Here is a 23703-nt window from a genome sequence, read left to right on the forward strand (position 1 = left end):
AACGAATCTCGAAGCGTAGCAAAAATCGCCGGGCCGCAAATGCTCACACGATTTCGAAAAGACCCGCCGCGCCCTGTCCGCCGCCGATGCACATCGTGACCACGACGAACTTGGCGCCACGCCGCTTGCCTTCGATGAGCGCGTGACCCGTCAGGCGCGCGCCCGACACGCCGTACGGATGCCCGACCGCGATCGCGCCGCCGTTCACGTTCAGGCGCTCGTCGGGAATGCCGAGCCGGTCGCGGCAATAGAGCACTTGCACGGCGAACGCTTCGTTCAGCTCCCACAAGCCGATATCGTCGACGGACAGGCCCGCGCGCTTCAAAAGCTTCGGCACGGCGAACACCGGACCGATGCCCATTTCGTCCGGCTCGCAGCCCGCGACCGCGAAGCCGCGAAAAATGCCGAGCGGCGCGAGACCTTCCTTCTCGGCGAGCGTCGCGCTCATCACGACGCACGCCGACGCGCCATCCGAGAACTGGCTCGCGTTGCCCGCCGTGATGACGCCGCCAGGCAGCGCGGTGCGAATCTTCGACACGCCTTCGAGCGTCGTATCGGCGCGGATGCCTTCGTCGGCGGCGAGCGTCACTTCTTGCGTGAACATGCGCCCCGTCGCTTGATCGGCGATGCCGGCAAGCACGGTGATCGGCACGATTTCATCGTCGAACTTGCCCGCCGCCCGCGCCGCCGCCGCGCGCTGCTGCGAGCGCACGCCGTATTCGTCCTGCCGCTCTTTCGCTATCTCGTAGCGCTTCGCGACGTTCTCGGCGGTCTGCAACATCGACCAGTAGATTTCGGGCTTGTGTTGCCTGAGCCAGCCTTCGGTCAGCATGTGACGGTTCAGCTCGTTCTGCACGCACGAGATCGATTCGACGCCGCCCGCGACGAACACATCGCCCTCGCCCGTCATCACGCGCTGCGCGGCAAGCGCGATCGTCTGCAAGCCCGACGAGCAGAAGCGGTTCACCGTCATGCCGGGGACGGAAACCGGCAAGCCCGCGCGCAACGCGATCTGCCGCGCGATGTTCGCGCCCGTCGCGCCTTCCGGATTCGCGCAGCCCATGATGACGTCCTCGACGCGCGCCGGATCGATGCCCGCGCGTTCGACGACCGCCTTCGTCACATGGCCGCCGAGCGTCGCGCCGTGCGTCATGTTGAGCGCGCCGCGCCACGATTTGGCGAGCGCGGTGCGCGCCGTCGATACGATGACTGCATCGGTCATGTCGTTGCCCCCGCTTTGAGAATTTCGTCCGAGCTCACGCGTTGCACGCCCGCATCGCGCATGTCGTTCCATGCTCGGTCGAGCGAGCCGTTCAGATCGATCGCGCGGCACGCGTCCTCGATCACGATGACGTCGAAGCCCGCCGCACGCGCATCGAGCGCGGACCACGCGACGCAATAGTCCGTCGCCAGTCCGGCGAGCCACACGCGTCTTGCGCCGACGTTGCGCAGATAGCCTTCGAGACCGGTCGGTGTCGAACGGTCCGCTTCGAGAAACGCCGAATAGCTGTCGACGTGTTCGTGATGCCCCTTGCGAATCACGAGCCGCGCGTGCGGCACATGCAGATCGCGATGCAGCGCCGCGCCTCGCGTGTCCTGCACGCAATGCACCGGCCACAACACCTGTTCGCCGTAAGGCAAGGTCATCGTCTCGAATGGCGCGCGGCCCTCGTGATTCGCCGCGAACGACACGTGCGAGCGCGGATGCCAGTCCTGCGTCAGCACGACATGCGAGAAAGCGCGCGCAAGCCGATTGATGACCGGCACGACTTCATCGCCGTGTGCGACGGCAAGCGCCCCGCCCGGCATGAAGTCGTACTGCACGTCCACGGCGAGGAACACGTCTTCGACAGGTTTGATATCAGCCATTGAAGCGTCCATTCGATTGCGCGAGTTCGGTGACGCGCGCGGCGGGTTGCCACGCGTAGCCGTTGGCCTGCTTCGCGTATTTGCGCATCGCGCGTTCCACGTTGTAGAGGCCGATGGTGTCCGCATACAGCATCGGGCCGCCGCGCCAGAGCGGAAAGCCGTAGCCCGTCAGATAAACCATGTCGATGTCCGAAGCCTTGCCCGCGATGCCTTCCTCGAGAATCTTCGCGCCTTCGTTCACGAGCGAAAGCACGAGACGCTCGACGATCTCTTCATCGCGGATCTTGCGCCGCTCGACGCCGCGTTCCTTCGAATACGCGACGATCATGTCATCGACCACGTTCGACGGCAGCGCGTCGCGCTTGCCCGGCTGATAGTCGTACCAGCCCGCGCCGGTCTTCTGGCCGAAGCGGCCCATCTCGCACAGACGATCCGCGACGCGCGAATAATGCAGCTCCGGCTGCTCCCGATAACGCCGCTTTCTGATCGCCCAGCCGATGTCGTTGCCCGCGAGATCGCTCATGCGAAACGGCCCCATCGCGAAGCCGAAGTTTTCGATCGCGCGATCGATCTGCGCCGGCAGCGCGCCTTCCTCCAGCATGAAGAGCGCTTGGCGGATGTACTGCTCGATCATCCGGTTGCCGATGAAGCCGTCGCATACGCCCGACACCACCGCCGTCTTCCTGATTTTCTTCGCGAGCTGCATGACCGTTGCGAGCACGTCCTTTTCGGTCTTCGCGCCGCGCACGACTTCGAGCAGCTTCATCACGTTCGCGGGGCTGAAGAAGTGCATGCCGATCACGTCGCCGGGACGCTTCGTGAACGAGGCGATGGTGTCGAGATTCAACGTCGATGTATTCGATGCGAGGATCGCGCCAGACTTTGCGATTTCGTCGAGCTGACGGAAGACCTGTTCCTTCACGCTCAAGTCTTCGAACACGGCTTCGACGATCAGATCGGCCTGGGCCAGATCGCCAAAGGCAAGCGTCGGCGCGATGAGCGCCATGCGCTCTTCGACCTTTTCCTGCGTGAGCTTGCCCTTCTTGACCTGCGCCTCGTAGTTGCGCCGGATCGTCGCGATGCCGCGATCGAGCGCGTCCTGCTTCGTTTCGAGCAGCACGACGGGCAGATCGGCGTTGAGAAAGTTCATCGCGATGCCGCCGCCCATCGTGCCCGCGCCGATCACGCCGATGCGCTCGATCTTCCTCACGGGCGTGTTCGACGGGACATCGGCGATCTTGGCAGCCGCGCGTTCGCCGAAGAACGCATGCCGCAACGCGCGGCTTTCGGGCGTCTGCACGAGCGCGAGAAAGCATTCGCGCTCGAAGGCGAGACCGCGCTCGAAACCTTCCTTCACGCCTTTTTCGATTGCATCGATGCACTTGTGCGGCGCCGGGAAATGCTTCGCGACTCCCGCGACACTGTTGCGCGCGAACTGGATGAAACCCTCGGCGTTCGGATGCTCGATCTGGCGATCGCGGACTTTCGGATGCGGACCGCCGCGATCGGCGGCCCGGCGCGCGAACGACAACGCGCTTTCCAGCAGATCGCCGTCGGCGAGTTCATCGAAAAGCGCGGTTTGCGCGAGCTTTTCTGAGGGCACCGGCGCGCCCGACACGATCATGTTCAGCGCCGTTTCCAGCCCGACCACGCGCGGCAGACGCTGCGTGCCGCCCGCGCCCGGCAAAAGCCCGAGCTTCACTTCCGGCAGCGCGATCTGAGCACCGGGCACGGCGACGCGGTAATGCGCGCCGAGCGCGAGTTCCAGACCGCCGCCCATCGCGACCGCGTGAATCGCCGCGACGACGGGCTTCGCGCTCGCTTCGAGCGTCGCGATGACGGTCATGAGCGTCGGTTCCTGCGTGGCTTTCGGCGTGTTGAATTCGGTGATGTCTGCGCCGCCCGAGAACGCCTTGCCCGCGCCGATGATGACGATGGCGCGCACGTCGGCATCGTCGTTCGCGCGCTCGACACCTTCGACGATGCCGAGCCGCGTCGAATGCCCGAGACCGTTGACCGGCGGATTGTCGAGCGTAATGACGGCGACGCCGTCGCGGATCGTGTAGTCCACTGCCATGAACGTGTCTCCTGTCGACCGGATATGAAATCGATTGTGGGCGATCGGGGCAGAATACACAAAAAAGCACGATCGTTCAAACGACGCGTTTCGCGCCAATCGATCGCCAGAAATGCACGAAGCCCCGGCGCGCGCACCGCGAGCCGGGGCTTTCGATGACGCAAGAAAAAGCTAGACCGGATTCTCCGCGGCGTTGGGCAACACGTAATCGCGAAACTGCTCGCGCAGGCGCACTTTCTGCAGCTTGCCCGTCGCGGTGTGCGGCAGTTCCTCGGCGAACACGACATCGTCCGGAATCCACCACTTCGCGACCTTGCCCTCGAAATGCGCGAGCAGTTCCTCGCACGTGACGGTCGCGCCCGGCTTCAGCACCGCGACGATCAGCGGCCGCTCGGTCCACTTCGGATGCGAGCACGCGATGCACGCCGCTTCCGCCACCTGCGGATGCGACACCGCGATGTTCTCCAGATCGATGGAGCTGATCCATTCGCCGCCGGACTTGATCACGTCCTTGCTGCGATCGGTGATCTGCATGAACCCGTCTTCATCGATGGTCGCGACATCGCCGGTCGGGAACCAGCCGTCGACGAGCGGAGAATCGTCCCGGCGAAAATACCGATCGATGACCCACGGCCCGCGCACATGGAGATCGCCGAACGATTTGCCGTCCCACGGCAGTTCGGTGCCGTCGTCGCCGACGACTTTCATGTCCACGCCAAAGAGCGCGTGGCCCTGCTTTTCCAGCGAGCGGCGCTGCTCGTCGAGCGGACGCTGCTTCTGCCTGAAACTGAGGCGCGACAAGGTGCCGAGCGGCGACATCTCCGTCATGCCCCACGCGTGGATCACTTGCACGCCGTACTCTTCCTCGAAGATGCGCAGCATCGCGGGCGGACACGCCGAGCCGCCGATTACCGTGCGCTTCAACGTCGAGAAACGCACGTTCTGCTGCTTTATGTAGGTGAGCAGGCTCATCCACACCGTCGGCACGCCGGCGGAATACGTGACGCCTTCGGCTTCCATCAATTCGTAGAGCGACTTGCCGTCCAGATCCTTGCCGGGAAAGACGAGCTTCGCGCCGACGAGCGGCCCCGCGTGCGGAATGCCCCATGCGTTGACGTGGAACATCGGCACGACGGGAAGGATCGCATCGCTCGACGATGCGCCCATCGCGTCGGGCAACGCCGCGCCGTACGCGTGCAGCACCGTCGAGCGATGCGAATACAGCGCGCCTTTCGGATTGCCCGTCGTGCCCGACGTGTAGCAGAGAAACGATGCCTGACGCTCATCGAGCATCGGCCATGCGTAGTCGCCGTCGTGCTCGCCGATGAGGCTTTCGTAGCTCATCACCGGCACGCTCATGTTCGACAGATGTTCGGCGATGCACGCGGCATCGCCGAGCGCGATCCAGCCCTTCACGTTCGGGCACTGCGGCGCGATCAGTTCGACGAGCGGACCGAAAGTCATGTCGAAGCAGACATACGAATCGTCCGCATGATCGATGATGAACGCGATCTGATCGGGAAAGAGACGCGGGTTGATCGTGTGGCACACGGCGCCCATGCCGCTGATGCCGTAATAGCATTCGAGATGTCTGTAGCCGTTCCACGCGAGCGTGCCGATGCGCTCGCCCTGCTCGACGCCGAGCGCGGTCAGCGCCTGCGCCAGTTGTTTCGCGCGCTTCTCGCAATCGCGGTAGGTGTAGCGGTGGATATCGCCTTCGATGCGCCGCGACACGATCTCGTTGTCGCCGAAGTGGCGTGAGGCATGAGACAGCAGGGACGACGCGAGCAGCGGTATGTCCATCATCTGCCCGTAGAGCGGCGACGTCATAGGCGAAGTCCTCGAATCTGGCGAATGCTGATCGGATGGCCGGGCCGCGCTCTGCAGGCCCGCGGGCGCGGAATTACAATATCGTTTAACTCAGAGGCGCTCAACATGTCGTTTTCCCCAAGCAATGCCGTGCGCGCGGCGCGCGACGAGACGCCCGCCGACGCGCGTTCCGTGAACGAAATCGCCAGCGCGATCCGGGTCGGCGAGCCGGGCTCCTTCGCCGCGCTCGGCACCGCTTTTCTCACCCGTCTTCCTGCCGCGCCCGTTCCCGATCCGTATCTCGTCGGGATGTCGCGCGAGATGGCCGAAACGCTCGGATTCGATCCGCAAGTCGCCACCGGCCCTGAGAAAGACGCGTTCGCCGCCTTCTTCGCCGGCAATCCGACGCGCGACTGGCCCGCCGATGCCCTGCCCTATGCCGCCGTCTATTCGGGGCATCAGTTCGGCGTGTGGGCGGGACAACTGGGCGATGGCCGCGCGCTCACGCTAGGCGAAGCGGAGCACGACGGCGCGCGTCTCGAAGTGCAACTGAAGGGCGCGGGCCGCACGCCCTATTCGCGCATGGGCGATGGCCGTGCGGTGCTGCGGTCGTCGATCCGCGAGTTTCTGTGCTCGGAAGCAATGCATCATCTCGGCATCCCGACGACGCGCGCGCTCACCGTCATCGGCTCGGACTTGCCGGTGCGGCGCGAGATCGTCGAAACGGCGGCGATCGTCACGCGCGTGTCGCCGAGCTTCGTGCGCTTCGGCCACTTCGAGCATTTCTATTCGAACGATCGCATCGACGAGCTGAAGACGCTCGCCGATCACGTCATCGACCGGTTCTATCCGCATTGCAGGGATGCCGACGATCCGTATCTCGCGCTGCTCGACGAAGCCGTGCGCTCCACCGCCGATCTGATGGCGGAGTGGCAAGGCGTCGGCTTCTGCCACGGCGTGATGAATACCGACAACATGTCGATCCTCGGCCTCACGATCGATTACGGTCCGTTCGGCTTCATGGATGCCTTCAACGCGCATCACGTCTGCAATCATTCGGATACGCAAGGACGCTATTCGTATGGGCGCCAGCCGCAGGTCGCGTACTGGAATCTCTTCTGTCTCGCGCAGGCGCTCGTGCCGCTCTTCGGCGCGAATCTGCCCGAGGAAGGCCGCGCCGAGCGCGTGGTCGAAGAGGCGCAAAAGGTGATGGAACGCTACAAGGATCGCTTCGGGCCCGCGCTCGTCGCGAAGATGCGCGCGAAGCTCGGCCTCGATATCGAGCGCGAAGGCGACGACAAGCTCGCCAACGGTCTCTTCGAAATCATGCATGCGAATCGCGCGGACTTCACGCTGACGTTCCGGAACCTGTCGAAGCTCTCGAAATCCGACGCGAGCCGCGACGCGCCCGTGCGCGATCTGTTCCTCGATCGCGCCGCATTCGATGCGTGGGCCGCGCAGTATCGCGAGCGCCTCGCCCACGAGCCGCGCGACGACGCCGAGCGCGCCGCGGCGATGAATCGCGTGAATCCGAAGTACGTGCTGCGCAATCATCTGGCGGAAAACGCCATTCGGCGCGCGGCGGAAAAGGATTTTTCGGAAGTGGCGCGTCTTCTGGACGTGCTGCGCCATCCATACGACGAACAGCCCGAATACGAAGCCTACGCGGGCCTGCCGCCCGACTGGGCGAGCGATCTCGAAGTCAGTTGTTCTTCGTAGGATCGCCCTCATATACCAGGCCTTCCCGGCCAGATCAAAGGAACGACAGATGAGCCACGACGCCACCCCGACGAGCTATCCGCTGCAAAAGGACGACGCCGAGTATCGCCGCGAACTCGACGACATGCAGTACCAGGTCACGCGCCACGCCGCGACCGAGCGCCCCTTCACGGGCAAATACTGGGATCACAAGGAGCGCGGCGTCTATGACTGCGTGTGCTGCGGCACGCCCCTGTTCGAATCGGACACGAAGTTCGACGCCGGCTGCGGGTGGCCGAGCTACTTCAAGCCGATCAACGGCGAAGTGATCCAGGAGAAGACCGACCGCTCACACGGCATGCTTCGCATCGAAGTCGTGTGCAAGAACTGCGGCGCGCATCTCGGCCACGTCTTCGAGGACGGCCCCGCGCCGACCGGCCTGCGGTATTGCATCAACTCGGCTGCGCTACAATTCGAACCCAAGTAAGCGCGAGCCCGTCCATTTCGTCGTACCGGCGCCCGCCGCTTCTCGCGGGCGCTTTTTTCTCGCGCGCCTCGCATCCATCCGATGCCCATCACGTCCGCACGCCAATGAAATTTCTGTTCGATCTGTTTCCGATCATTCTCTTTTTCGTCGCATTCAAGGTCTGGGGCATCTATACCGCGACGGCGGTCGCGATCGCGGCGACGCTCGTGCAGATCGCCTGGGTCGCGTTTCGGCATCGCAAGGTCGATCCGATGCTGTGGGTCAGTCTCGGCGTGGTCGTCGTGTTCGGCGGCGCGACGCTCGTGCTGCACAACGATACCTTCATCAAATGGAAGCCGACGGCGCTCTACTGGCTCTTCGCGTTCGCGCTGATCGTCGCGCAGATCGGCTTCAGAAAGAATCTCATCGAAGCGATGATGGGCAAGCAGATCGTGCTGCCGCATCGCGTATGGGGCCAGTTGAATGTCGCCTGGGCGGTGTTTTTCGCGCTGCTCGGCATCGTCAATCTTTTCGTCGCGTATAACTTCACGACGGATCAGTGGGTGAACTTCAAGCTCTTCGGCGCGACGGGCTGTCTCGTCCTGTTCATCGTCGCGCAAAGCTTCTGGCTTGCGAAATACATGAAGGAGGACGGGCAATGAGCGCATCGTTCGATTTCACGAGCGCATCGGCGGCGGACAAGATCGCGCATCTCGAAGCGCGTTTGAATGCCACGCTGCAGCCTCAGTCGGTGCATATCGACGACGACAGCGCCGCGCACGCGGGCCATGCGGGCGCGGCCGCCGGCAGCCATTACACGGTGACGATCGTCGCGGAATGCTTCGCGGGCAAGGCACGCGTGGCGCGACATCGACTGGTGTATGATGCGCTGGCCGAGGAGATGCGGCGCGGCGTGCACGCGCTCGCGATCCGGGCCTACACGCCGCAAGAGTTCGCAGAACAATTCGAATAAACCCGCGCGCGGTTCGACCCTAAGCCTTGCCTCTTAAATCTCGCCTTTGAAGGCGTCTGTTTGTTCAGTTAGGAACCTCCGATGACTTTGAAAAAAACCCGCGTCTGGGTGTTGCTGGCTGCATTCGCGGCTGCTCCTGCGTTTGCGCAAAACATCGCCGTCGTCAACGGCACGCCGATTCCCACGTCGCGCGCCAATGCGCTCGTGAAGCAACTCGTGGCGCAAGGTCAGCAGGATTCGCCGCAGCTTCAGCAGGCGGTGCGCGAGGAACTCATCAACCGCGAAATCCTGATGCAGGAAGCCGCGCGCGAAGGCATCGCGACGCGTCCCGACGTGAAGGCGCAGGTCGCCGTCGCACAGCAGACCGTGGTGTTGCGCGCGCTGATCGAAGATTTCGTTAAGAAGAACACGCCGACCGACGCCGAGATCAAGGCGCGCTATGACGAGCTCGTCAAGCAAAACGGCGGCGGCAAGGAACTGCATCTGCATCACATTCTCGTCGAGGACGAAGCGCAGGCGAAGGATCTGATCGCGAAGATCAAGGCCGGTGCGAGCTTCGAAGATCTCGCGAAGCAATATTCGAAGGACCCGGGATCGGGCAAGAACGGCGGCGATCTGGACTGGTCCTCGCCTTCGGCTTACGTGCCTGAATTCGGCGCGGCCGCGGAGAAGCTGAAGAAGGGCGAAATGACGTCCGAGCCGGTGAAGACGCAGTTCGGCTGGCACATCATCCGTCTGGACGATGCGCGTGATGTCGCCCCGCCGCCGTTCGATCAGGTGAAGGCGCAGATCGCGCAGCAAATGCAGCAGGAAAAGCTGCAGGCGTTCGAGGAAGGCTTGCGGAACAAGGCGGTGGTGAAGTAAGCGCGCTTGCTTGTTCGTTGGTAACAAAGCCGCCCTTCGGGCGGCTTTGCCGTTTCATGCGCCGTCAACCGCCCAGCTTCGTCCTGACCACCGCGCCCGAGCGCGTCAGCTTCGGCATTTCGCGGTTCTGCACCACGCTCATGAAGCCCGCCCAGTCCGCTGCGAGCGCGGCCTTGTCGACCTTGTCGGTGTCGCCGAGCTTGTAGCGCTCGCCCTGCACGTAAGGACGTTCCCACGCGGCCCGATGCCACGCGCGTTCCGCAAGCGCAAGCAAGCGCGGATACGCCATGTACTCGAACTGCTGATCCGTACGCATCACTTCCGCCCAGGCTTGTCCCTGAATGCCTTCGATACGCGGCGCCGGTCCAGCGCTCGTCACTTCGAACGGTTTGCCGTCGCGATCGGGCATGATCTCCGCGTTCTGCGGCAGATTGTCAGGCGCGAGCGAGAACGTCTTGAAGCTGTCCGTCGCGTGCGAGCCCCAGTAATACCCGCGCTCGCGCTGATCGAAGGCATAGGGGAAGTCGAAGTACAGATAATCCGGCAGCGCGAGCACCGTCTTGTAGCCCTGACTGCCGAGCGTCTGCACGGTGTCGGACGCGCCCCAGAAGATGGTGTCCCACATCGTCACCATCACGTTCGACGTCGCGAAATCCTGCGGACCGTTCGCGTGCTTGATGCCGTCCTGCCACGCGGCCATCGTGCCGATGCCGTTCGCGCGCACGATCTGGCTGACCTGGCGCGCGAAGATCGACGGCAGTTCGTCGACGGATGCAACCTTGCCCGACGCGATCATCGCCGCGCACTGCGGCGAGCGTCCCCACGGCTTGTCCTGCAACGCGAGGTTCACGCGGCCCTTGCCGGGATCGGTGCCGTCGAGCGGCTGGAAACCGCTGCCGAGAAGGATGTTCTTCGCCTCGTCGCCGCCGAAGTGCCACACGGAAAGCGGTGCGCCCGCTTCGCGATGCATCGACGCGACTTCGCCGATCACCTTCGATGCGAAACGCTGCGCACCGTCCGAGCACGGATTCAGGAAGCTGCGGCGGTCGTAGAACTGGACGGTCGTCGTGTTCGATGTATCGGCCGGATCGAGCAGACGGTACGCGTTCGCGGCCGCCTTGTTGCCGAGCGCCGCAAGACGCTGGTAACGTGCTTCCATCGACACGACCGCGGCGCGCGCGTGGCCCGGCATGTCGATTTCCGGAATGATCTCGACGAAGCGATCCGCCGCATAACGAAGCAGCGCGACATATTCGGCGCGGCTCAGATAGCCGCCGCCCGAGCGATTGTCGGGACCGGAGCCGAGCTGCGGCAACAGGCACTGCGTTTCCGTGAGATCGTGGCAACGCTTCGCACCGATTTCGGTCAGCTCCGGCAGACCGGGGATTTCGATGCGCCAGCCTTCATCGTCGGTGAGATGCAGGTGTAGCCGGTTGAGCTTGTATGCGCTCATCTGGTCGATCAGACGGCGCAACGTGGCGGGCTGACGGAAGTTGCGCGCGACGTCGACGTGCATGCCGCGATGCGTGTATCGCGGCGCGTCTTCGATGGTCATCGCCGGCACGCTGCCGCCGCCCGCGGGCGTAAGCGAGAGCAAGGTCTGCACGCCGTAGAACAGCCCGCCCGCATCGAAGGCGTCGATCTTCACGCCGTCTTGCGCGATCGTCAGCCGATAACCGCCCGCGCGCGCGATATCGGCCGGCAATGCGCCTCCGGCGATCTGCCCGCTCACGCGCACGGCCGCGCCGGTCAGACCGAGCGTCGCCGCGCGCGACGTGAGCGCCGCCACTTGCGACGATGTCAAACCGGACGCCGACAAATCGATTCCGCCGACCTGCGTCGCGCCCTCACCCGCCGTCGAACGCAGCACCGCCGGCACCGCGCGCGCGGCGGTCTGCTGCGCCGATGGCAACGCGGCTTCGGCGCGTGCGCGTTGCACTTGCGCGGGCGTTGCGGCGAATGCCGCTGCGTCGTCCGCGATCGGCGGAATGCGATCGACGTAGCGGGTTTCATCGTCGGTATCGTTGTGCTTGAGGATGGCAGGCGCCGCATTGCCGTCCGCCACGACATACGCGCGCGGCAACAGATCGCTGTAGCGCTGATACCAGTACTCCCCGACGAACGGCACTTCGATGCGCTCGCCCGCGCCGAGCGTGAAAGCGCCCGCGCGCGGCGTCAGCGCGTAGAGATCGCCGGTGACGTGCTTCCACGCGAACGCCGGATGTTCCACCATCAAAATGCGCCGGATGCTGTGCACGTACAGCGTCCAGCCGCCTGCCGGGAGACTGCGGCTGCCGGTGTTTTCGAGAATCAGCTTGCCGCGCGCGCAACTGGCCCAGTCGGCGCCGAGATCGGCGCAGTTCGTGCCGGACTTCGCGGCATCGTTGCCGTCGATGTCCACGCGCACCATCAGGTTCTCGCCGAGCGCCGCCGCGCGCGCCGTCGGCGAGAGATTGGCCGAACCCGAATCCGAGCTGTCGCCGCACGCCGCGACGAGACACGACGACGCGATGACCGTCATCGCCAATAAATTCCGTATACCTAAATATTTTGATGGCAACTGCCTCATTTCTCCTCCGTGGTCGAACGCGCCTCGCGACGCGCCGAAGCACTATACCCGCAACTTACGCGTTGATTATTTTGGGATATTTGCCGGAAAGCAGTGTTATGGAACGGGCTCAAAAATAAAAACACCCCGAAGCGTCAGCTTCGGGGTGTTCGGTCCAGCCATGCGACGATGCGCGATTAGCCGAGGAAGCGTCGCGCGTTCTGGAACACGCGCAGCCACGGGCTGCCGTCGGTGGTCCAGTCGTCGGGCGTCCAGCTCATCTGCACGTTGCGATGCACGCGTTCCATGTGCGGCATCAGCACGGTGAAGCGGCCATCGGGCGTCGTCACGGACGTAATGCCCTGCGGCGATCCGTTCGGATTGAACGGATACTGCTCCGTCGCATTGCCGCGATGATCGACGTATCGCATCGCGACGAGCGCCTGCGCCGGATCGCCTTGCTGCGAAAAGTCAGCGAAACCTTCGCCGTGCGCGACCGCCACCGGAATGCGCGAGCCTTCCATGCCCGCGAAGAAGATCGACGGCGAATTCTGCACTTCGACGAGCGAGAAACGCGCCTCGAACTGCTCCGACTTGTTGCGCGTGAACTTCGGCCAGCTTTCCGCGCCCGGGATGATCGACGCGAGGCTCGACATCATCTGGCAGCCGTTGCAGATGCCGAGCGCGAAGGTATCCGGACGCGCGAAGAACGCCGCGAACATGTCGGCGAGCTTCGCGTTGAAGCGGATCGTCTTCGCCCAGCCCTCGCCCGCGCCGAGCACGTCGCCGTACGAGAAGCCGCCGCACGCGACCGCGCCCGCGAAATCGGCGAGCGTGGCGCGCCCTTCGAGCAGGTCGCTCATGTGGACGTCGTGTGCATCGAAGCCGGCGCGATCGAACGCGTATGCCGTTTCCAGATGCGAGTTCACGCCCTGTTCACGCAGGATCGCGACACGCGGACGCTTGCCCGTCGCGATGAACGGCGCAGCGACGTCTTCCGCCGGATCGAAGGTGAGCACCGGCGCGATGCCAGGATCGGCGGCGTCGAGCAGCGCGTCGTATTCGGCGTCGGCGCAGGCCGGGTTGTCGCGCAGACGCGCGATGCGCCAGCTCACTTCGCTCCACGCGCGATGCAACTCGACGCGCGGCGCATCGAAAATCTTCTTCGCGTCGCGATAGATTTCGACCGCGCCGCTCCGGTTCGGCTTGCCGATCACATGCGAGCACGCCGACAAACCGTGTTCGCGCAGCGCGCCGAGCACCGCGTCGCGATCCGATGCGCGCACCTGCACGACCGCGCCGAGCTCTTCCGAGAACAGCGCGCGGATCGTGCGGTCGTCGCGGCGGCCGCTCGTCTGCTTGGCCCAGTCTTTGGCGTCGCCGTAATCGGATTCGTGATCGGCGTCGAGCGTCAGCATGTCGATGTTCAGCGACACGCCCACATGCCCCGCGAACGCCATTTCGCAGACCGTCGCCCACAGGCCGCCGTCCGAGCGGTCGTGATAGGCAAGCAGCTTGCCATCGGCATTCAAAGCCTGGATCGCCGCGAAGAAGCGCTTGAGGTCTTCGGGATCGTCGACATCGGGCACTGCGTCGCCGACCTGCTGCGTGACCTGCGCGAGAATGCTGCCGCCCATGCGGTTGCGGCCACGCCCGAGATCGATCGAGATCAGCACCGTGTCGGTATCGTCGACGAGTTGCGGCGTGAGATGCCGGCGCACGTCCTCGACCGGGGCGAACGCCGAGATGATGAGCGACACCGGCGACACCACTTCGCGCGCGCCGCCGCGTGCGTCCTGCCACTTGGTGCGCATCGACAGCGAATCCTTGCCGACGGGAATGCTGATGCCGAGCGCCGGGCACAGTTCCATGCCGATCGCCTTAACGGTGTCGTAGAGCGCGGCGTCTTCGCCGGCGCTGCCGCACGCGGCCATCCAGTTCGCGGAGAGCTTCAGCTTGTTGAGCGATTCGATCGGCGCGGACGCGATGTTCGTCACCGCCTCGCCCACTGCCATGCGGCCGGACGCGGGCGCGTCGATGACGGCGAGCGGCGTGCGCTCGGCCATCGTCATCGCTTCGCCGCGAAAGCCCGCGTAATCCATCGTCGTGATCGCGCAATCGGCGACGGGCACCTGCCACGGACCGACGAACTGGTCGCGCGCGGTCGTGCCGCCGACCGAACGGTCGCCGATCGTGATGAGGAACGACTTGCTCGCGACCGTCGGATGCTTGAGCACGTCGACAGCGACTTCGGACAGCGACAGACCCGTCACGTCGACGGGCGTGAATTGCGCATTCTCACGCTTCACATCGCGATGCATCTTGGGCGGCTTGCCGAGCAGCACGTCCATCGGCATGTCGACGGGTTCCTGGCCTTCGTTGGCGTCGTCGATCAGCTTCAGCTGACGTTCGTCCGTCGCCACGCCGACGACCGCCACCGGGCAGCGTTCGCGCTCGCAAATCGCCTGGAACGCGGGCAGATCGGCGGGCGAAATCGCCAGCACGTAACGCTCTTGCGCCTCGTTCGACCAGATTTCGCGCGGCGACAGACCGCTTTCCTCGAGCTGAACCTTGCGCAACTCGAAGCGCGCGCCCTTGCCCGCGCCATCGACGAGTTCCGGGAACGCGTTCGAGATGCCGCCCGCGCCGACGTCGTGGATCGACAGGATCGGATTGCCCTCGCCCAACTGCCAGCACGTATTGATGACTTCCTGCGCGCGCCGCTGGATTTCCGGATTGCCGCGCTGGACCGAGTCGAAATCGAGTTCGGCGGTGTTCGCGCCCGTCGCCATCGACGATGCCGCGCCACCGCCCATGCCGATACGCATGCCCGGCCCGCCGATCTGGATCAAGAGCGTGCCGGCCGGCAGGTCGAGCTTGTGCGTGTGCTGATCCGAAATATTGCCGATGCCGCCCGCGATCATGATCGGCTTGTGATAGCCGCGCACGCGGCCCGCGACGTTCTGCTCGTAGGTGCGGAAATAGCCGCCGAGGTTCGGGCGGCCGAATTCGTTGTTGAACGCGGCAGCGCCGATCGGGCCGTCGATCATGATCTGCAGCGGCGACGCGATGCGGTCCGGGCGGCCATACGGCGCGTGCTCGTCGGACGGATTGCGTTGCGTGAGCGGCACGGCGGCGTCGCGGTCGTTTTCCCACTTTTCGCGCGCGTCGGGCAGATCGAGGTTCGACACGGTGAAGCCCGCGAGACCGGCCTTCGGACGCGCGCCGCGGCCCGTCGCGCCTTCATCGCGGATTTCGCCGCCCGAGCCCGTCGCCGCGCCCGCGAACGGGGAAATCGCGGTCGGGTGATTGTGCGTTTCGACCTTCATCAGCGTGTGGGTCAATTCCACGTTGCGCCGATACTGCTCGTCGGCGCCGCGCGGGAACCAGCGTTCCGCGACGCCGCCCTCCATGATCGCCGAATTGTCCGAATACGCGACGATCGTGCCCGCGTGATTCAGCTTTTCCGTGTTGCGGATCATCTGGAACAGCGACATGTCCTGCTTTTCGCCGTCGATGGTCCATTCGCCATTGAAGATCTTGTGGCGGCAATGCTCGCTGTTGGCCTGCGCGAACATCATCAGTTCGACGTCGGTCGGATTGCGCTTCAGGCTCTCGAACGCGTTCACGAGATAGTCGATCTCGTCTTCCGCGAGCGCGAGGCCGAGCTCGGCGTTCGCGGCCTCGAGCGCACGGCGGCCCGTGCCGATGATGTCGACGGTCTGCAAAGGCTTCGCGGGCAGCTCGTCGAAGAGATGCAGCGCCTGGTCGCGCGATGCCGCGACGCTTTCCGTCATGCGGTCGTGCAGCGCATCCGCGACGGCCGCGCGCGCTTCGTCCGACAGCGCCTTCTTGCCGCCGAGGAAGCCGCTTTTCATGACGACCGAGAATTCGACGCCGCGCTCGATGCGACGCACTTTCTCGAGGCCGCAGTGATGCGCGATGTCGGTCGCCTTGCTCGCCCACGGCGAGACCGTGCCGAAGCGCGGCACGACCATGAACGTCTCGACATGACCGCGCTCTTTCGAGTCCGCGAACGGCGCGCCGTAGTGCATCAGCGCGGCGATGCGGCTGTTGTCATCGTCGGTGAGCGGCTCGGACGCGTTGACGAAATGCAGGAACTGGCCGCGCACGCCGACGATGTTCGCGTCGATGCGGGCGAGCGTTTCGAGAAGGCGGGTCTGACGGAAATCGGAGAGGGCCGAAGCGCCGGGGAAACACGAGAAGTGGGCCATTGTGACGGTGCGTCGATGACGTCTGTGTGCCGCTCGCGCGACGCTCGATCGCTTTTTGCAAACCGGATATTCGCAAATTCGGACTCGAGCACGCTAAACGGCGTGAGGCGAAAGGAAGACCGCGATTATAACCCGGAAGCGTCTCGAAATCGGCCGGGGCGGTCCGTCCGCGTGGCGCGCCACGGTGCAGCGGCGACGCGAAACGGATCGTCGCGCATCCCGAAATTGTCCGCGCCGGGCCGGCCATCGGGGATCGAGCGTGCCGCGGGCCACATGAGCGCCCGGCTCGCCGTCCCCCGCAAACGATTTTGGCGCTATCATGGCGCGCTTTCTTCGGGTACGGCGCGTGCCGAATCACGCCGCCAGCCTGTCGTTTCACCGTCAACGCAGCAGCCGGGCGTCCGTGCCCGAGCGTCACGCCGCACTGCAATCTCGCGCCTTCGGGCACAAAAAGTCATGGATGTCATCGTCATCGGCGGAGGAATCGCCGGCATCGCCACCGCCTGTCAATTACATGCGGCCGGTCATCGCGTGTGCGTGGTCGAGCGCCACGCGACCGTCGCGCAAGGCGCCACCTACGGCCAGGGCGGCGCGCTGCTGCCCTCGCCGCTCGATGTCTGGTTCGGGCCGACGTTCATGGCGTCGAGCCGCTCGAAGCAAAGCGGCATGGTGGTCAAGACCGGCTTCGACTCGGCCGCGCGCGATTTTCTGAAGCAGCTCGCGACGCTGCGCGATCCCGAGGCGTTCGCGGCGCAGTACGCACATCTGCAGCCGCTCGTCGATGTGTCGCGGCGCGTGCTCGCGGACATCGAAAGCCGGCTGGAACTCGATTTCGAGCAGCGCCGCGGCGTGCTGCACGTCTTCAGGCAGCCGCGCGAGCTCGAAGACGCGCAGCCGGCCATCGATCTGCTCAGAAGTTGCGGCGTTGCGCATCAACTGCTGACGCCCGAGGAATGCGTCGCCATCGAGCCTTCCGTGCCGGATTTCCCGGAATTCGCGGGCGGCGTGCTGCTGCCCGACGAGCGCACCGCGAACTGCCCGCTCTTCACCAAGCAACTGAAGCAGGTGCTCGAAGACGGCGGCGTGCAGTTCCGCATGCATCGCGCGGTGGCGTCGCTGCGTCTGGACGATGGCCGCGCGGCCGTCCAGCTCGCCGGTCCCCACGAAGGCAAAAAGCGCAGCGCCGATGTCGAGCTCATCACGGCGGACGCCATCGTCGTCGCGGCGGGCACGGGCACGCCGGGGCTCATCGGCGGCTCCAAGTCGGCGTCGTCGCTCTTTCCGCTGCGCGTGCATACGCTCACCGCGCCCGTCGCGTACGAGGAGCGCGCGCCGCATCTGACGGTCGTCGATTCGATCAAGCGCATCACGATGACGCGCATCAACCAGCGGCTGCGCGTGGGCGGCGCGGGCGTGTTCCAGAGCGCGTCCAAGGCCGACAAGCCGCTCGACGCCTCGCTCTCGCGCCGCGCGCTCGATCTGCTCGGCCAAGGCACGCACGACTGGATTCCGGGCGCGGCGCGCGTCTCCGCTGCGCGCGCGTGGGAAGGGCTGCGCCTCGTCACCGCCGACGGCCTGCCGCTCGTCGGCGCGACGCGCCATCCGCGGCTTTTCGTGAACGCCGCGCACGGCCCGGCGGGCTGGGGCCTCGCGTGCGGGTCTGCTAAAGTGATCGCGGATCTCGTTTCCGGCGTTACGCCCGATGTTCCCGCCGATACCCTTGCCGCGCTGAGCCCCGAACGCTTCTAGCAGCGCGCTGCGACGGGCACGAATGCTGCGGACGCCGGGTTTCCAAAGCGCTTTCCCGCCCGCCGCCATGACCGCTGCCCGCTCGCCCTATTTCACTCCCAAAGACGATCCGCTCACGCTTCTGACGCTCGCCGAGCTGCGCACGCTCGAAGCGCGCGCAGCCGCCGCGCTGCCGCCGCATACGCTGATGGCGCGCGCGGGCGCGGCCGCCGCGCAATGCGTCATCGATGCGCTGGAGCACGATCCGGATTCGCGTGCGTTGCCGGTGTGGCTCGCGGCCGGCCCCGGCAACAACGGCGGCGACGCGCTCGTGATGGCCGAGCGCCTGCATCGCGCGGGCATTCCGGTGCGCGTGTGCATGCCCGTCGAAGTGAAGCCCGACGACGCGCGCTGGGCGCTCGACGCGGCGCGCGCGGCCGGCGTCTCGATCGACGACAAGCCGCCCGCCTCGTTCGACGGCGTCGGCTGGCTCGTCGACGGCATGTTCGGCATCGGTCTCACGCGGCCGCTCGAAGGCGTGTTCGCGGAAATCGCCGCGCGCATGACGCGCCGCGCGCGCGCGTCGGGGCGCGTGCTCGCGCTCGACGTCCCGAGCGGCCTGAACAGCGACACCGGCGCGCCCGTGAACGGCGGCGAAGCCGTGCGCGCAACGGACACGATCACCTTCATCGGCGCGAAGCCGGGGCATTTCACGTCGCTGGGCCGCGATCTGACGGGACGCCTTTTCGTTTCGACGCTGGAAGTCGATGCAAGCGCGGCGCCGTCGATCGTGCTCAACGCGCCCGCGCTATTCGGCGCATGCATGCCGCCACGCGACAACGCGACCCACAAAGGCACGTTCGGCTCGCTCGCGGTGGTCGGCGGCGATACCGGCATGTGCGGCGCGCCGGTTCTCGCCGCGCGCATGGCGCTCTACGGCGGCGCGGGCAAGGTGCACGTCGCGTTTCTTGGCGAAGGCTTTCCGCCTTACGATCCGCCGCATCCCGAGCTGATGCTGCATCACGTCGATGACCTCGCGCTCGACAGGATGGACGCGCTCGCCATCGGCTGCGGCATGGGCCCGAGCGAGCGCGCCAAAACGGTGCTGACCGACGCGCTGAAGCTCGATGTCCCGAAATTGCTCGATGCCGACGCGCTCAATCTCATCGCGAAAGACGACGCGCTCGCCTCCGCCGTCGCGGCGCGCGGCGCGCAGGGCGATCCGTGCATCCTCACGCCGCATCCGCTGGAAGCCGCGCGTCTATTGCAAACCGACGCGAAAGCCGTTCAGGCCGATCGCATCGCGGCCGCGCGCCAGCTCGCCGCGCGCTATGCGGCCATTGCGGTGCTCAAGGGCTCCGGCACCGTGATCGCCTCGCCCGATGGCCGCGTCGCCGTCAATCCGACCGGCAACGCGGGACTCGCCACGGGCGGCACCGGCGACGTGCTCGGCGGATTGATCGGAGCATTGCTCGCGCAGAAGCTCCCTGCATACGAAGCGGCGCTCGCGGGCGTCTGGCTGCACGGCCTCGCCGCGCAGACGCTCAGCGACGGCGGCATCGGCCCGGCCGGATTGACTGCCGGAGAACTCGCGCCCGTCGTGCGAAGTCTCATCAACCGCCGCTTTTACGCGGAGCACGCGCGCAACTGACGGTTTTCGCGCGTCCCATTGCAAGGCCGCCGTGACGCTTTGCAAGCATCCGTTCATGCATCGTCGCTATACTCTTTTTTGATTCGGGCAACCGCGGCCGCTCACATCTGCTTCAGTCGCGTTCACCAGACACGACGCACAGGCAGGCGAGCCGCAATCGCACGAACGTATTCCTCTGTCACCTTCAGACTAACGGACCGCTCATGACCCAAAACTCGATGCTCAACTCGCTTCCTGCCTGGTCGGCGCTCCAGACGCATTACGATGCCATCTCCGGCGAGCGCCTGCGCGACTGGTTCGCGCCGCAGAACGACACCGCGCCGACGCGCGCCGAGCGCCTCACTTTCGCGGGCGGCGGCCTCGCCATCGACTTTTCGAAGAACCGCGTGAAGGACGAAACGCTCAAGCTGCTCGTCGAAGTCGCGCGGCAGGCGAAAGTCACCGAACGCCGCGACGCGATGTTCCGTGGCGATATCGTCAACATCACCGAACATCGCGCCGTGCTGCATACCGCGCTGCGCGCGCAGTCGCCGGATGCGCCCTTCCACGAACAGGTGCAGAAGGAAAAGGCCAAGATGGCCGCCTTCGCCGACAAGGTTCGCGACGGCTCGTGGACGGGCTATACCGGCAAGCGCATTCGCCATGTTGTGAATATCGGCATCGGCGGATCGGATCTCGGGCCGAAGATGGTCGTGCACGCGCTGCATCATCTGGCGTCGAAGGATCTGGACACGCATTTCGTATCGAATGTCGACGGCGCGGATCTCTGGAACGTCCTTCAGCAAGTCGACGCCGAAGAAACGCTCGCGATCGTCGTCTCAAAGACCTTCACGACGCTCGAAACGATGACGAACGCGCATTCGATGCGCGACTGGTTCCTGAAGTCCGGCTGCCCCGAAGATCAGCTCGCGAAGCATTTCGTCGGCGTGTCGGCGAATCCGGCTGAAGTGGTCAAGTTCGGCATCGCGAAGGAAAACGTCTTCGAGATGTGGGACTGGGTCGGCGGACGCTACTCGCTGTGGTCGGCGGTGGGGCTGTCGATCATGCTGTCGGTGGGTCCGCAGAATTTCGACGCGCTGCTGCAAGGCGCGGCCGCGATGGACGAGCACTTCCGCACCGCGCCGCTCGACAAGAACCTGCCGGTGCTGATGGGCATGATCGGCATCTGGTATCGCAATTTCTTCGGTTCGCAGAGCGATCTCGTCGCGCCGTATTCGCAGGCGCTGCACTATCTGCCTTCGTATCTCCAGCAGCTCGAAATGGAGAGCAACGGCAAGTCGGCGCGTCTCGACGGCAAGATGGTCGATTACCCGACCGCCGCCGTGATCTGGGGCGAGCCTGGCACGAACGGCCAGCACGCGTTCTTCCAGATGCTGCATCAAGGACCGACGATCATTCCGATCGACTTCATCGCCGTGCTGACGCCGGAGCATCCGCTCGTCGATCATCACGCGAAGCTGCTCGCCAACTGCTTCGCGCAGAGCGAGGCGCTCATGCTCGGCCGCACGCTCGAAGAAGCGAAGAAGGTCGCGGGTCCGGGCAAGGAGGAACTGGCGACGCATCTGAGCTTCCCCGGCAACCGTCCGACGACGACCATCATGCTCGACGCGCTCACGCCCCAGTCGCTCGGCGCGCTCATCGCGCTCTACGAGCACAAGGTGCTGGTGCAGGGCACGGTGTGGGACATCAACTCGTTCGATCAGTGGGGCGTGGAGCTCGGCAAGATTCTCGGCAAGGTCGTCGAGGCCGATATCACCGCCGCGAGCGCCGATCCGGCCAAGCACGATTCGTCGACATCCGCGTTGATCGCGCGTGCGCGTGAGGCTTTGAAGCGCTGAAGCGCGCGTTGAAGAAGGTGGCCCGCGGCGCTTCGGCGTCGCGGGTTTTTTTATACGCCGATGCCGTTGACGAGCCGCCCCGCTTCGATCGTCACCGTCGCGTCGCAGCGCTCGGCGAGTTCGGCGTCGTGCGTGACGAGCACGAGCGTCGCGCCGTTGCGGCGGTTCATCTCGAACATCAGGTCGATGATCGCGTAGCCCGTGGCGGCATCGAGGCTACCCGTGGGTTCGTCGGCGAAGAGCACGGCCGGATGCGTGACGAAGGCACGCGCGAGCGCGACGCGCTGCTGTTCGCCGCCGGAAAGCAGCTTCGGATAGTGGCCCGTGCGCTGCGCGAGACCGACCTGATCGAGAAGCGAGCGGGCGCGCGCCGCGATCTCGCCGTGAGGCATCTCGGCGCGCAGTTCGAGCGGCAGCATCACGTTTTCGAGCGCGGTCAGATGCGGCATCAACTGGAACGACTGAAACACGAAGCCGACCGCGCCGCTTCTGAGCGCGGCCCGTTCGTCTTCGTTCAGGTTCGACAGCTCCTTGCCGAGCAGACGAACCGAGCCCTCGCTCGCGCTGTCCAATCCGGCGAGCAGGCCGAGCAATGTCGACTTGCCCGAGCCCGATGCACCGACGATCGCGACGCTGCTGCCCTTCGCGATCGACAGATCGATCTGATCGAGAATCGTGAGCTCGCCCGTTGCGTCCTTCACTCGCTTGCTTAACCCCCGAACTTCGATGACCGGCTCGATATTGTTTTGCATGGAAACTCTGAAAATTAACTTGCGCGGCCTCGTGCCGGCGATCCTGTTGATGGCGGCATGTTCGGCGACAGCGCATGCCGCCGATGCGCAAGCCGCAGCGCAACCGAAGCCCGCGATCGTCGTGCTGGGCGACAGCCTGTCGGCCGAATACGGCCTGCCGCGCGACACCGGCTGGGTCAACCTCTTGCGCGACAAGCTTGCGAAGGAGCGTTTCGATTATAGCGTCGCCAATTCGAGCATCAGCGGGGACACCACGAGCGGCGGGCGCGCACGATTGACCGCGGTGCTTTCTCGCCTGAAGCCCGCGGTCGTGATCGTCGAACTCGGCGCGAACGATGCGCTGCGCGGCGTGCCGCTCGCGACGACGGAGACGAATCTGCGCAGCATCGTCGATGCCTCGCAGGCGGCGCATGCGAAGGTTTTACTCATCGGCATGTACGTCCCGCCCAATTACGGCCCGGACTATACGCAAAAGTTCCACGCCGTCTATGAGCGCATCGCGAAGGACAAGAACGTGCCGCTCGTGCCGTTCCTGCTTGCCGGCATCGCTGACAAGCCCGCCATGTTCCAGGCGGACCAGATTCATCCGACGGTGCAGGCCCAGCCTTTGCTGTTGGAAAACGTCTGGCCAACCTTGAAACCCTTGCTGGGCGCCAGTGCGTCACATTAGGACGACGCCGGCCGCGACAGCTCTTGCAGAACCAACGCGGAACACGGCCACGATTCAGATATCTGAGACTTTCGCGTAACTCTTATAACCCGCTCGTCTCGTGAGCGACTCTACAAGGAGGTCACGTGAAACTTATCCCTCTCCTCGGCCTGGCCGTCGCGCTCTCGGCTTGTGCCGCACAGCCGCCCGCCAACGTGCAACAAGTCGGCATGAGCAAGCAGGCGCCCAATGTCGTCGCGCAGTGCATCGCGCAAAAGTGGGCCGAAAAGTCACAGCAGCAGGTCGTGTCGCAGAACACGCTCGCCAACAATCAGGGCGTCGACGTCTATGTGCCCGGCCAGCAGCCGCCGAATGGCGCCGCCGCGGTGGTGCAGCCAGCGCGCTCGGGCTCCGGTACGTGGGTCGGTTTCCGCGCCTCGGGCGCTGCCGGCAGTCAGGCAACCGGCGATATTCAGGCTTGCCTGTAAGCATCGTGCTTGCCGTCTCGTAGCGGCGTAGCAAAGCAAAAAAGCCCCGCTTCTTTCT

Annotated in this window: 16 protein-coding genes and 1 pseudogene; 10 read left to right on the forward strand and 7 right to left on the reverse strand. The window is 65.1% G+C overall.

What is annotated here, in order from left to right; translation table 11 throughout:
• Window positions 1–43: 43 nt before the first annotated feature.
• From BG60_RS27180 to BG60_RS27195, 4 genes are all read right to left on the reverse strand, one after another.
• The gene (locus BG60_RS27180; protein ID WP_034473389.1) at window positions 44–1222 is read right to left on the reverse strand and encodes an acetyl-CoA C-acyltransferase; all 1179 of its coding nucleotides are present in this window, start codon (window positions 1220–1222) and stop codon (window positions 44–46) included.
• Window positions 1219–1869: a bifunctional nicotinamidase/pyrazinamidase gene (gene pncA / locus BG60_RS27185; protein ID WP_008349704.1), complete on the reverse strand. Its 651-nt coding sequence runs from the start codon at window positions 1867–1869 to the stop codon at window positions 1219–1221. The genes BG60_RS27180 and pncA overlap by 4 nt, the downstream gene beginning before the upstream one ends.
• The gene (locus BG60_RS27190) at window positions 1862–3946 is read right to left on the reverse strand and encodes a 3-hydroxyacyl-CoA dehydrogenase NAD-binding domain-containing protein (RefSeq protein ID WP_034473390.1); all 2085 of its coding nucleotides are present in this window, start codon (window positions 3944–3946) and stop codon (window positions 1862–1864) included. Before BG60_RS27190 ends, pncA begins: the two co-directional genes overlap by 8 nt.
• 171 nt (window positions 3947–4117) lie before the next feature.
• The gene (locus BG60_RS27195) at window positions 4118–5776 is read right to left on the reverse strand and encodes a 3-(methylthio)propionyl-CoA ligase (RefSeq protein ID WP_034473391.1); all 1659 of its coding nucleotides are present in this window, start codon (window positions 5774–5776) and stop codon (window positions 4118–4120) included.
• Window positions 5777–5992: 216 nt separating this feature from the next.
• Between BG60_RS27195 and BG60_RS27200 the strand changes: the two are divergent.
• The 5 genes and pseudogenes from BG60_RS27200 to BG60_RS27220 all read left to right on the forward strand — a co-directional run.
• Window positions 5993–7474, forward strand: a pseudogene (locus BG60_RS27200) (protein adenylyltransferase SelO); the annotation flags it as partial.
• Between the two features lie 49 nt (window positions 7475–7523).
• The gene (msrB, locus tag BG60_RS27205) at window positions 7524–7940 is read left to right on the forward strand and encodes a peptide-methionine (R)-S-oxide reductase MsrB (RefSeq protein ID WP_008349708.1); all 417 of its coding nucleotides are present in this window, start codon (window positions 7524–7526) and stop codon (window positions 7938–7940) included.
• A 104-nt stretch (window positions 7941–8044) separates the two neighbouring features.
• Window positions 8045–8581, forward strand: coding sequence for a septation protein A (locus BG60_RS27210; RefSeq protein WP_008349709.1), 537 nt, complete (start codon window positions 8045–8047; stop codon window positions 8579–8581).
• Window positions 8578–8892: a BolA family protein gene (locus tag BG60_RS27215; protein WP_008349710.1), complete on the forward strand. Its 315-nt coding sequence runs from the start codon at window positions 8578–8580 to the stop codon at window positions 8890–8892. Before BG60_RS27210 ends, BG60_RS27215 begins: the two co-directional genes overlap by 4 nt.
• A gap of 81 nt (window positions 8893–8973) precedes the next feature.
• Window positions 8974–9756: a peptidylprolyl isomerase gene (locus BG60_RS27220; protein ID WP_008349712.1), complete on the forward strand. Its 783-nt coding sequence runs from the start codon at window positions 8974–8976 to the stop codon at window positions 9754–9756.
• 64 nt (window positions 9757–9820) lie between these two features.
• Here the strand turns inward: BG60_RS27220 and BG60_RS27225 are convergent, their stop codons facing one another.
• A complete protein-coding gene (locus BG60_RS27225) occupies window positions 9821–12277 on the reverse strand; it encodes a family 20 glycosylhydrolase (RefSeq protein WP_008349715.1) in 2457 nt (818 codons plus the stop codon).
• A gap of 224 nt (window positions 12278–12501) precedes the next feature.
• Window positions 12502–16539, reverse strand: coding sequence for a phosphoribosylformylglycinamidine synthase (gene purL, locus BG60_RS27230; protein ID WP_008349718.1), 4038 nt, complete (start codon window positions 16537–16539; stop codon window positions 12502–12504).
• Window positions 16540–16995: 456 nt separating this feature from the next.
• On the opposite strand from purL, the gene BG60_RS27235 reads away from it, so the two are divergent.
• The 3 genes from BG60_RS27235 (at window position 16996) to pgi (ending at window position 21756) form a co-directional block, all read left to right on the forward strand.
• Window positions 16996–18288, forward strand: coding sequence for an FAD-dependent oxidoreductase (locus BG60_RS27235; protein ID WP_008349720.1), 1293 nt, complete (start codon window positions 16996–16998; stop codon window positions 18286–18288).
• 67 nt (window positions 18289–18355) lie between these two features.
• Complete coding sequence (locus BG60_RS27240; RefSeq protein WP_033535928.1) at window positions 18356–19918, forward strand: NAD(P)H-hydrate dehydratase; 1563 nt, start codon at window positions 18356–18358, stop codon at window positions 19916–19918.
• A gap of 203 nt (window positions 19919–20121) precedes the next feature.
• Window positions 20122–21756, forward strand: a complete 1635-nt coding sequence (pgi, locus tag BG60_RS27245; RefSeq protein ID WP_008349724.1) for a glucose-6-phosphate isomerase — start codon at window positions 20122–20124, stop codon at window positions 21754–21756.
• A gap of 50 nt (window positions 21757–21806) precedes the next feature.
• On the opposite strand, the gene BG60_RS27250 is transcribed toward pgi, so the two are convergent.
• Entirely contained in the window at window positions 21807–22508 is a 702-nt protein-coding gene (locus BG60_RS27250) for an ABC transporter ATP-binding protein (RefSeq protein WP_033535923.1), read from the reverse strand.
• Between BG60_RS27250 and BG60_RS27255 the strand changes: the two genes are divergently transcribed.
• Window positions 22507–23178, forward strand: coding sequence for an arylesterase (locus tag BG60_RS27255; RefSeq protein WP_033535922.1), 672 nt, complete (start codon window positions 22507–22509; stop codon window positions 23176–23178). The genes BG60_RS27250 and BG60_RS27255 overlap by 2 nt on opposite strands.
• A gap of 125 nt (window positions 23179–23303) precedes the next feature.
• A complete protein-coding gene (locus tag BG60_RS27260; protein ID WP_008349728.1) occupies window positions 23304–23645 on the forward strand; it encodes a hypothetical protein in 342 nt (113 codons plus the stop codon).
• Window positions 23646–23703: the final 58 nt, after the last annotated feature.

It is taken from the genome of Caballeronia zhejiangensis, assembly GCF_000698575.1.
GTDB classification, from domain to species: domain Bacteria; phylum Pseudomonadota; class Gammaproteobacteria; order Burkholderiales; family Burkholderiaceae; genus Caballeronia; species Caballeronia zhejiangensis.

What these genes read in the sequence shown, in the direction of transcription:
- BG60_RS27180 (WP_034473389.1), bottom strand. Translation starts at nt 1,222, where the DNA reads ATGACCGATGCAGTCATCGTATCGACGGCGCGCACCGCGCTCGCCAAA.
- pncA (WP_008349704.1), bottom strand. Translation starts at nt 1,869, where the DNA reads ATGGCTGATATCAAACCTGTCGAAGACGTGTTCCTCGCCGTGGACGTG.
- BG60_RS27190 (WP_034473390.1), bottom strand. Translation starts at nt 3,946, where the DNA reads ATGGCAGTGGACTACACGATCCGCGACGGCGTCGCCGTCATTACGCTC.
- BG60_RS27195 (WP_034473391.1), bottom strand. Translation starts at nt 5,776, where the DNA reads ATGACGTCGCCGCTCTACGGGCAGATGATGGACATACCGCTGCTCGCG.
- msrB (WP_008349708.1), top strand. Translation starts at nt 7,524, where the DNA reads ATGAGCCACGACGCCACCCCGACGAGCTATCCGCTGCAAAAGGACGAC.
- BG60_RS27210 (WP_008349709.1), top strand. Translation starts at nt 8,045, where the DNA reads ATGAAATTTCTGTTCGATCTGTTTCCGATCATTCTCTTTTTCGTCGCA.
- BG60_RS27215 (WP_008349710.1), top strand. Translation starts at nt 8,578, where the DNA reads ATGAGCGCATCGTTCGATTTCACGAGCGCATCGGCGGCGGACAAGATC.
- BG60_RS27220 (WP_008349712.1), top strand. Translation starts at nt 8,974, where the DNA reads ATGACTTTGAAAAAAACCCGCGTCTGGGTGTTGCTGGCTGCATTCGCG.
- BG60_RS27225 (WP_008349715.1), bottom strand. Translation starts at nt 12,277, where the DNA reads ATGACGGTCATCGCGTCGTCGTGTCTCGTCGCGGCGTGCGGCGACAGC.
- purL (WP_008349718.1), bottom strand. Translation starts at nt 16,539, where the DNA reads ATGGCCCACTTCTCGTGTTTCCCCGGCGCTTCGGCCCTCTCCGATTTC.
- BG60_RS27235 (WP_008349720.1), top strand. Translation starts at nt 16,996, where the DNA reads ATGGATGTCATCGTCATCGGCGGAGGAATCGCCGGCATCGCCACCGCC.
- BG60_RS27240 (WP_033535928.1), top strand. Translation starts at nt 18,356, where the DNA reads ATGACCGCTGCCCGCTCGCCCTATTTCACTCCCAAAGACGATCCGCTC.
- pgi (WP_008349724.1), top strand. Translation starts at nt 20,122, where the DNA reads ATGACCCAAAACTCGATGCTCAACTCGCTTCCTGCCTGGTCGGCGCTC.
- BG60_RS27255 (WP_033535922.1), top strand. Translation starts at nt 22,507, where the DNA reads ATGGAAACTCTGAAAATTAACTTGCGCGGCCTCGTGCCGGCGATCCTG.
- BG60_RS27250 (WP_033535923.1), bottom strand. Translation starts at nt 22,508, where the DNA reads ATGCAAAACAATATCGAGCCGGTCATCGAAGTTCGGGGGTTAAGCAAG.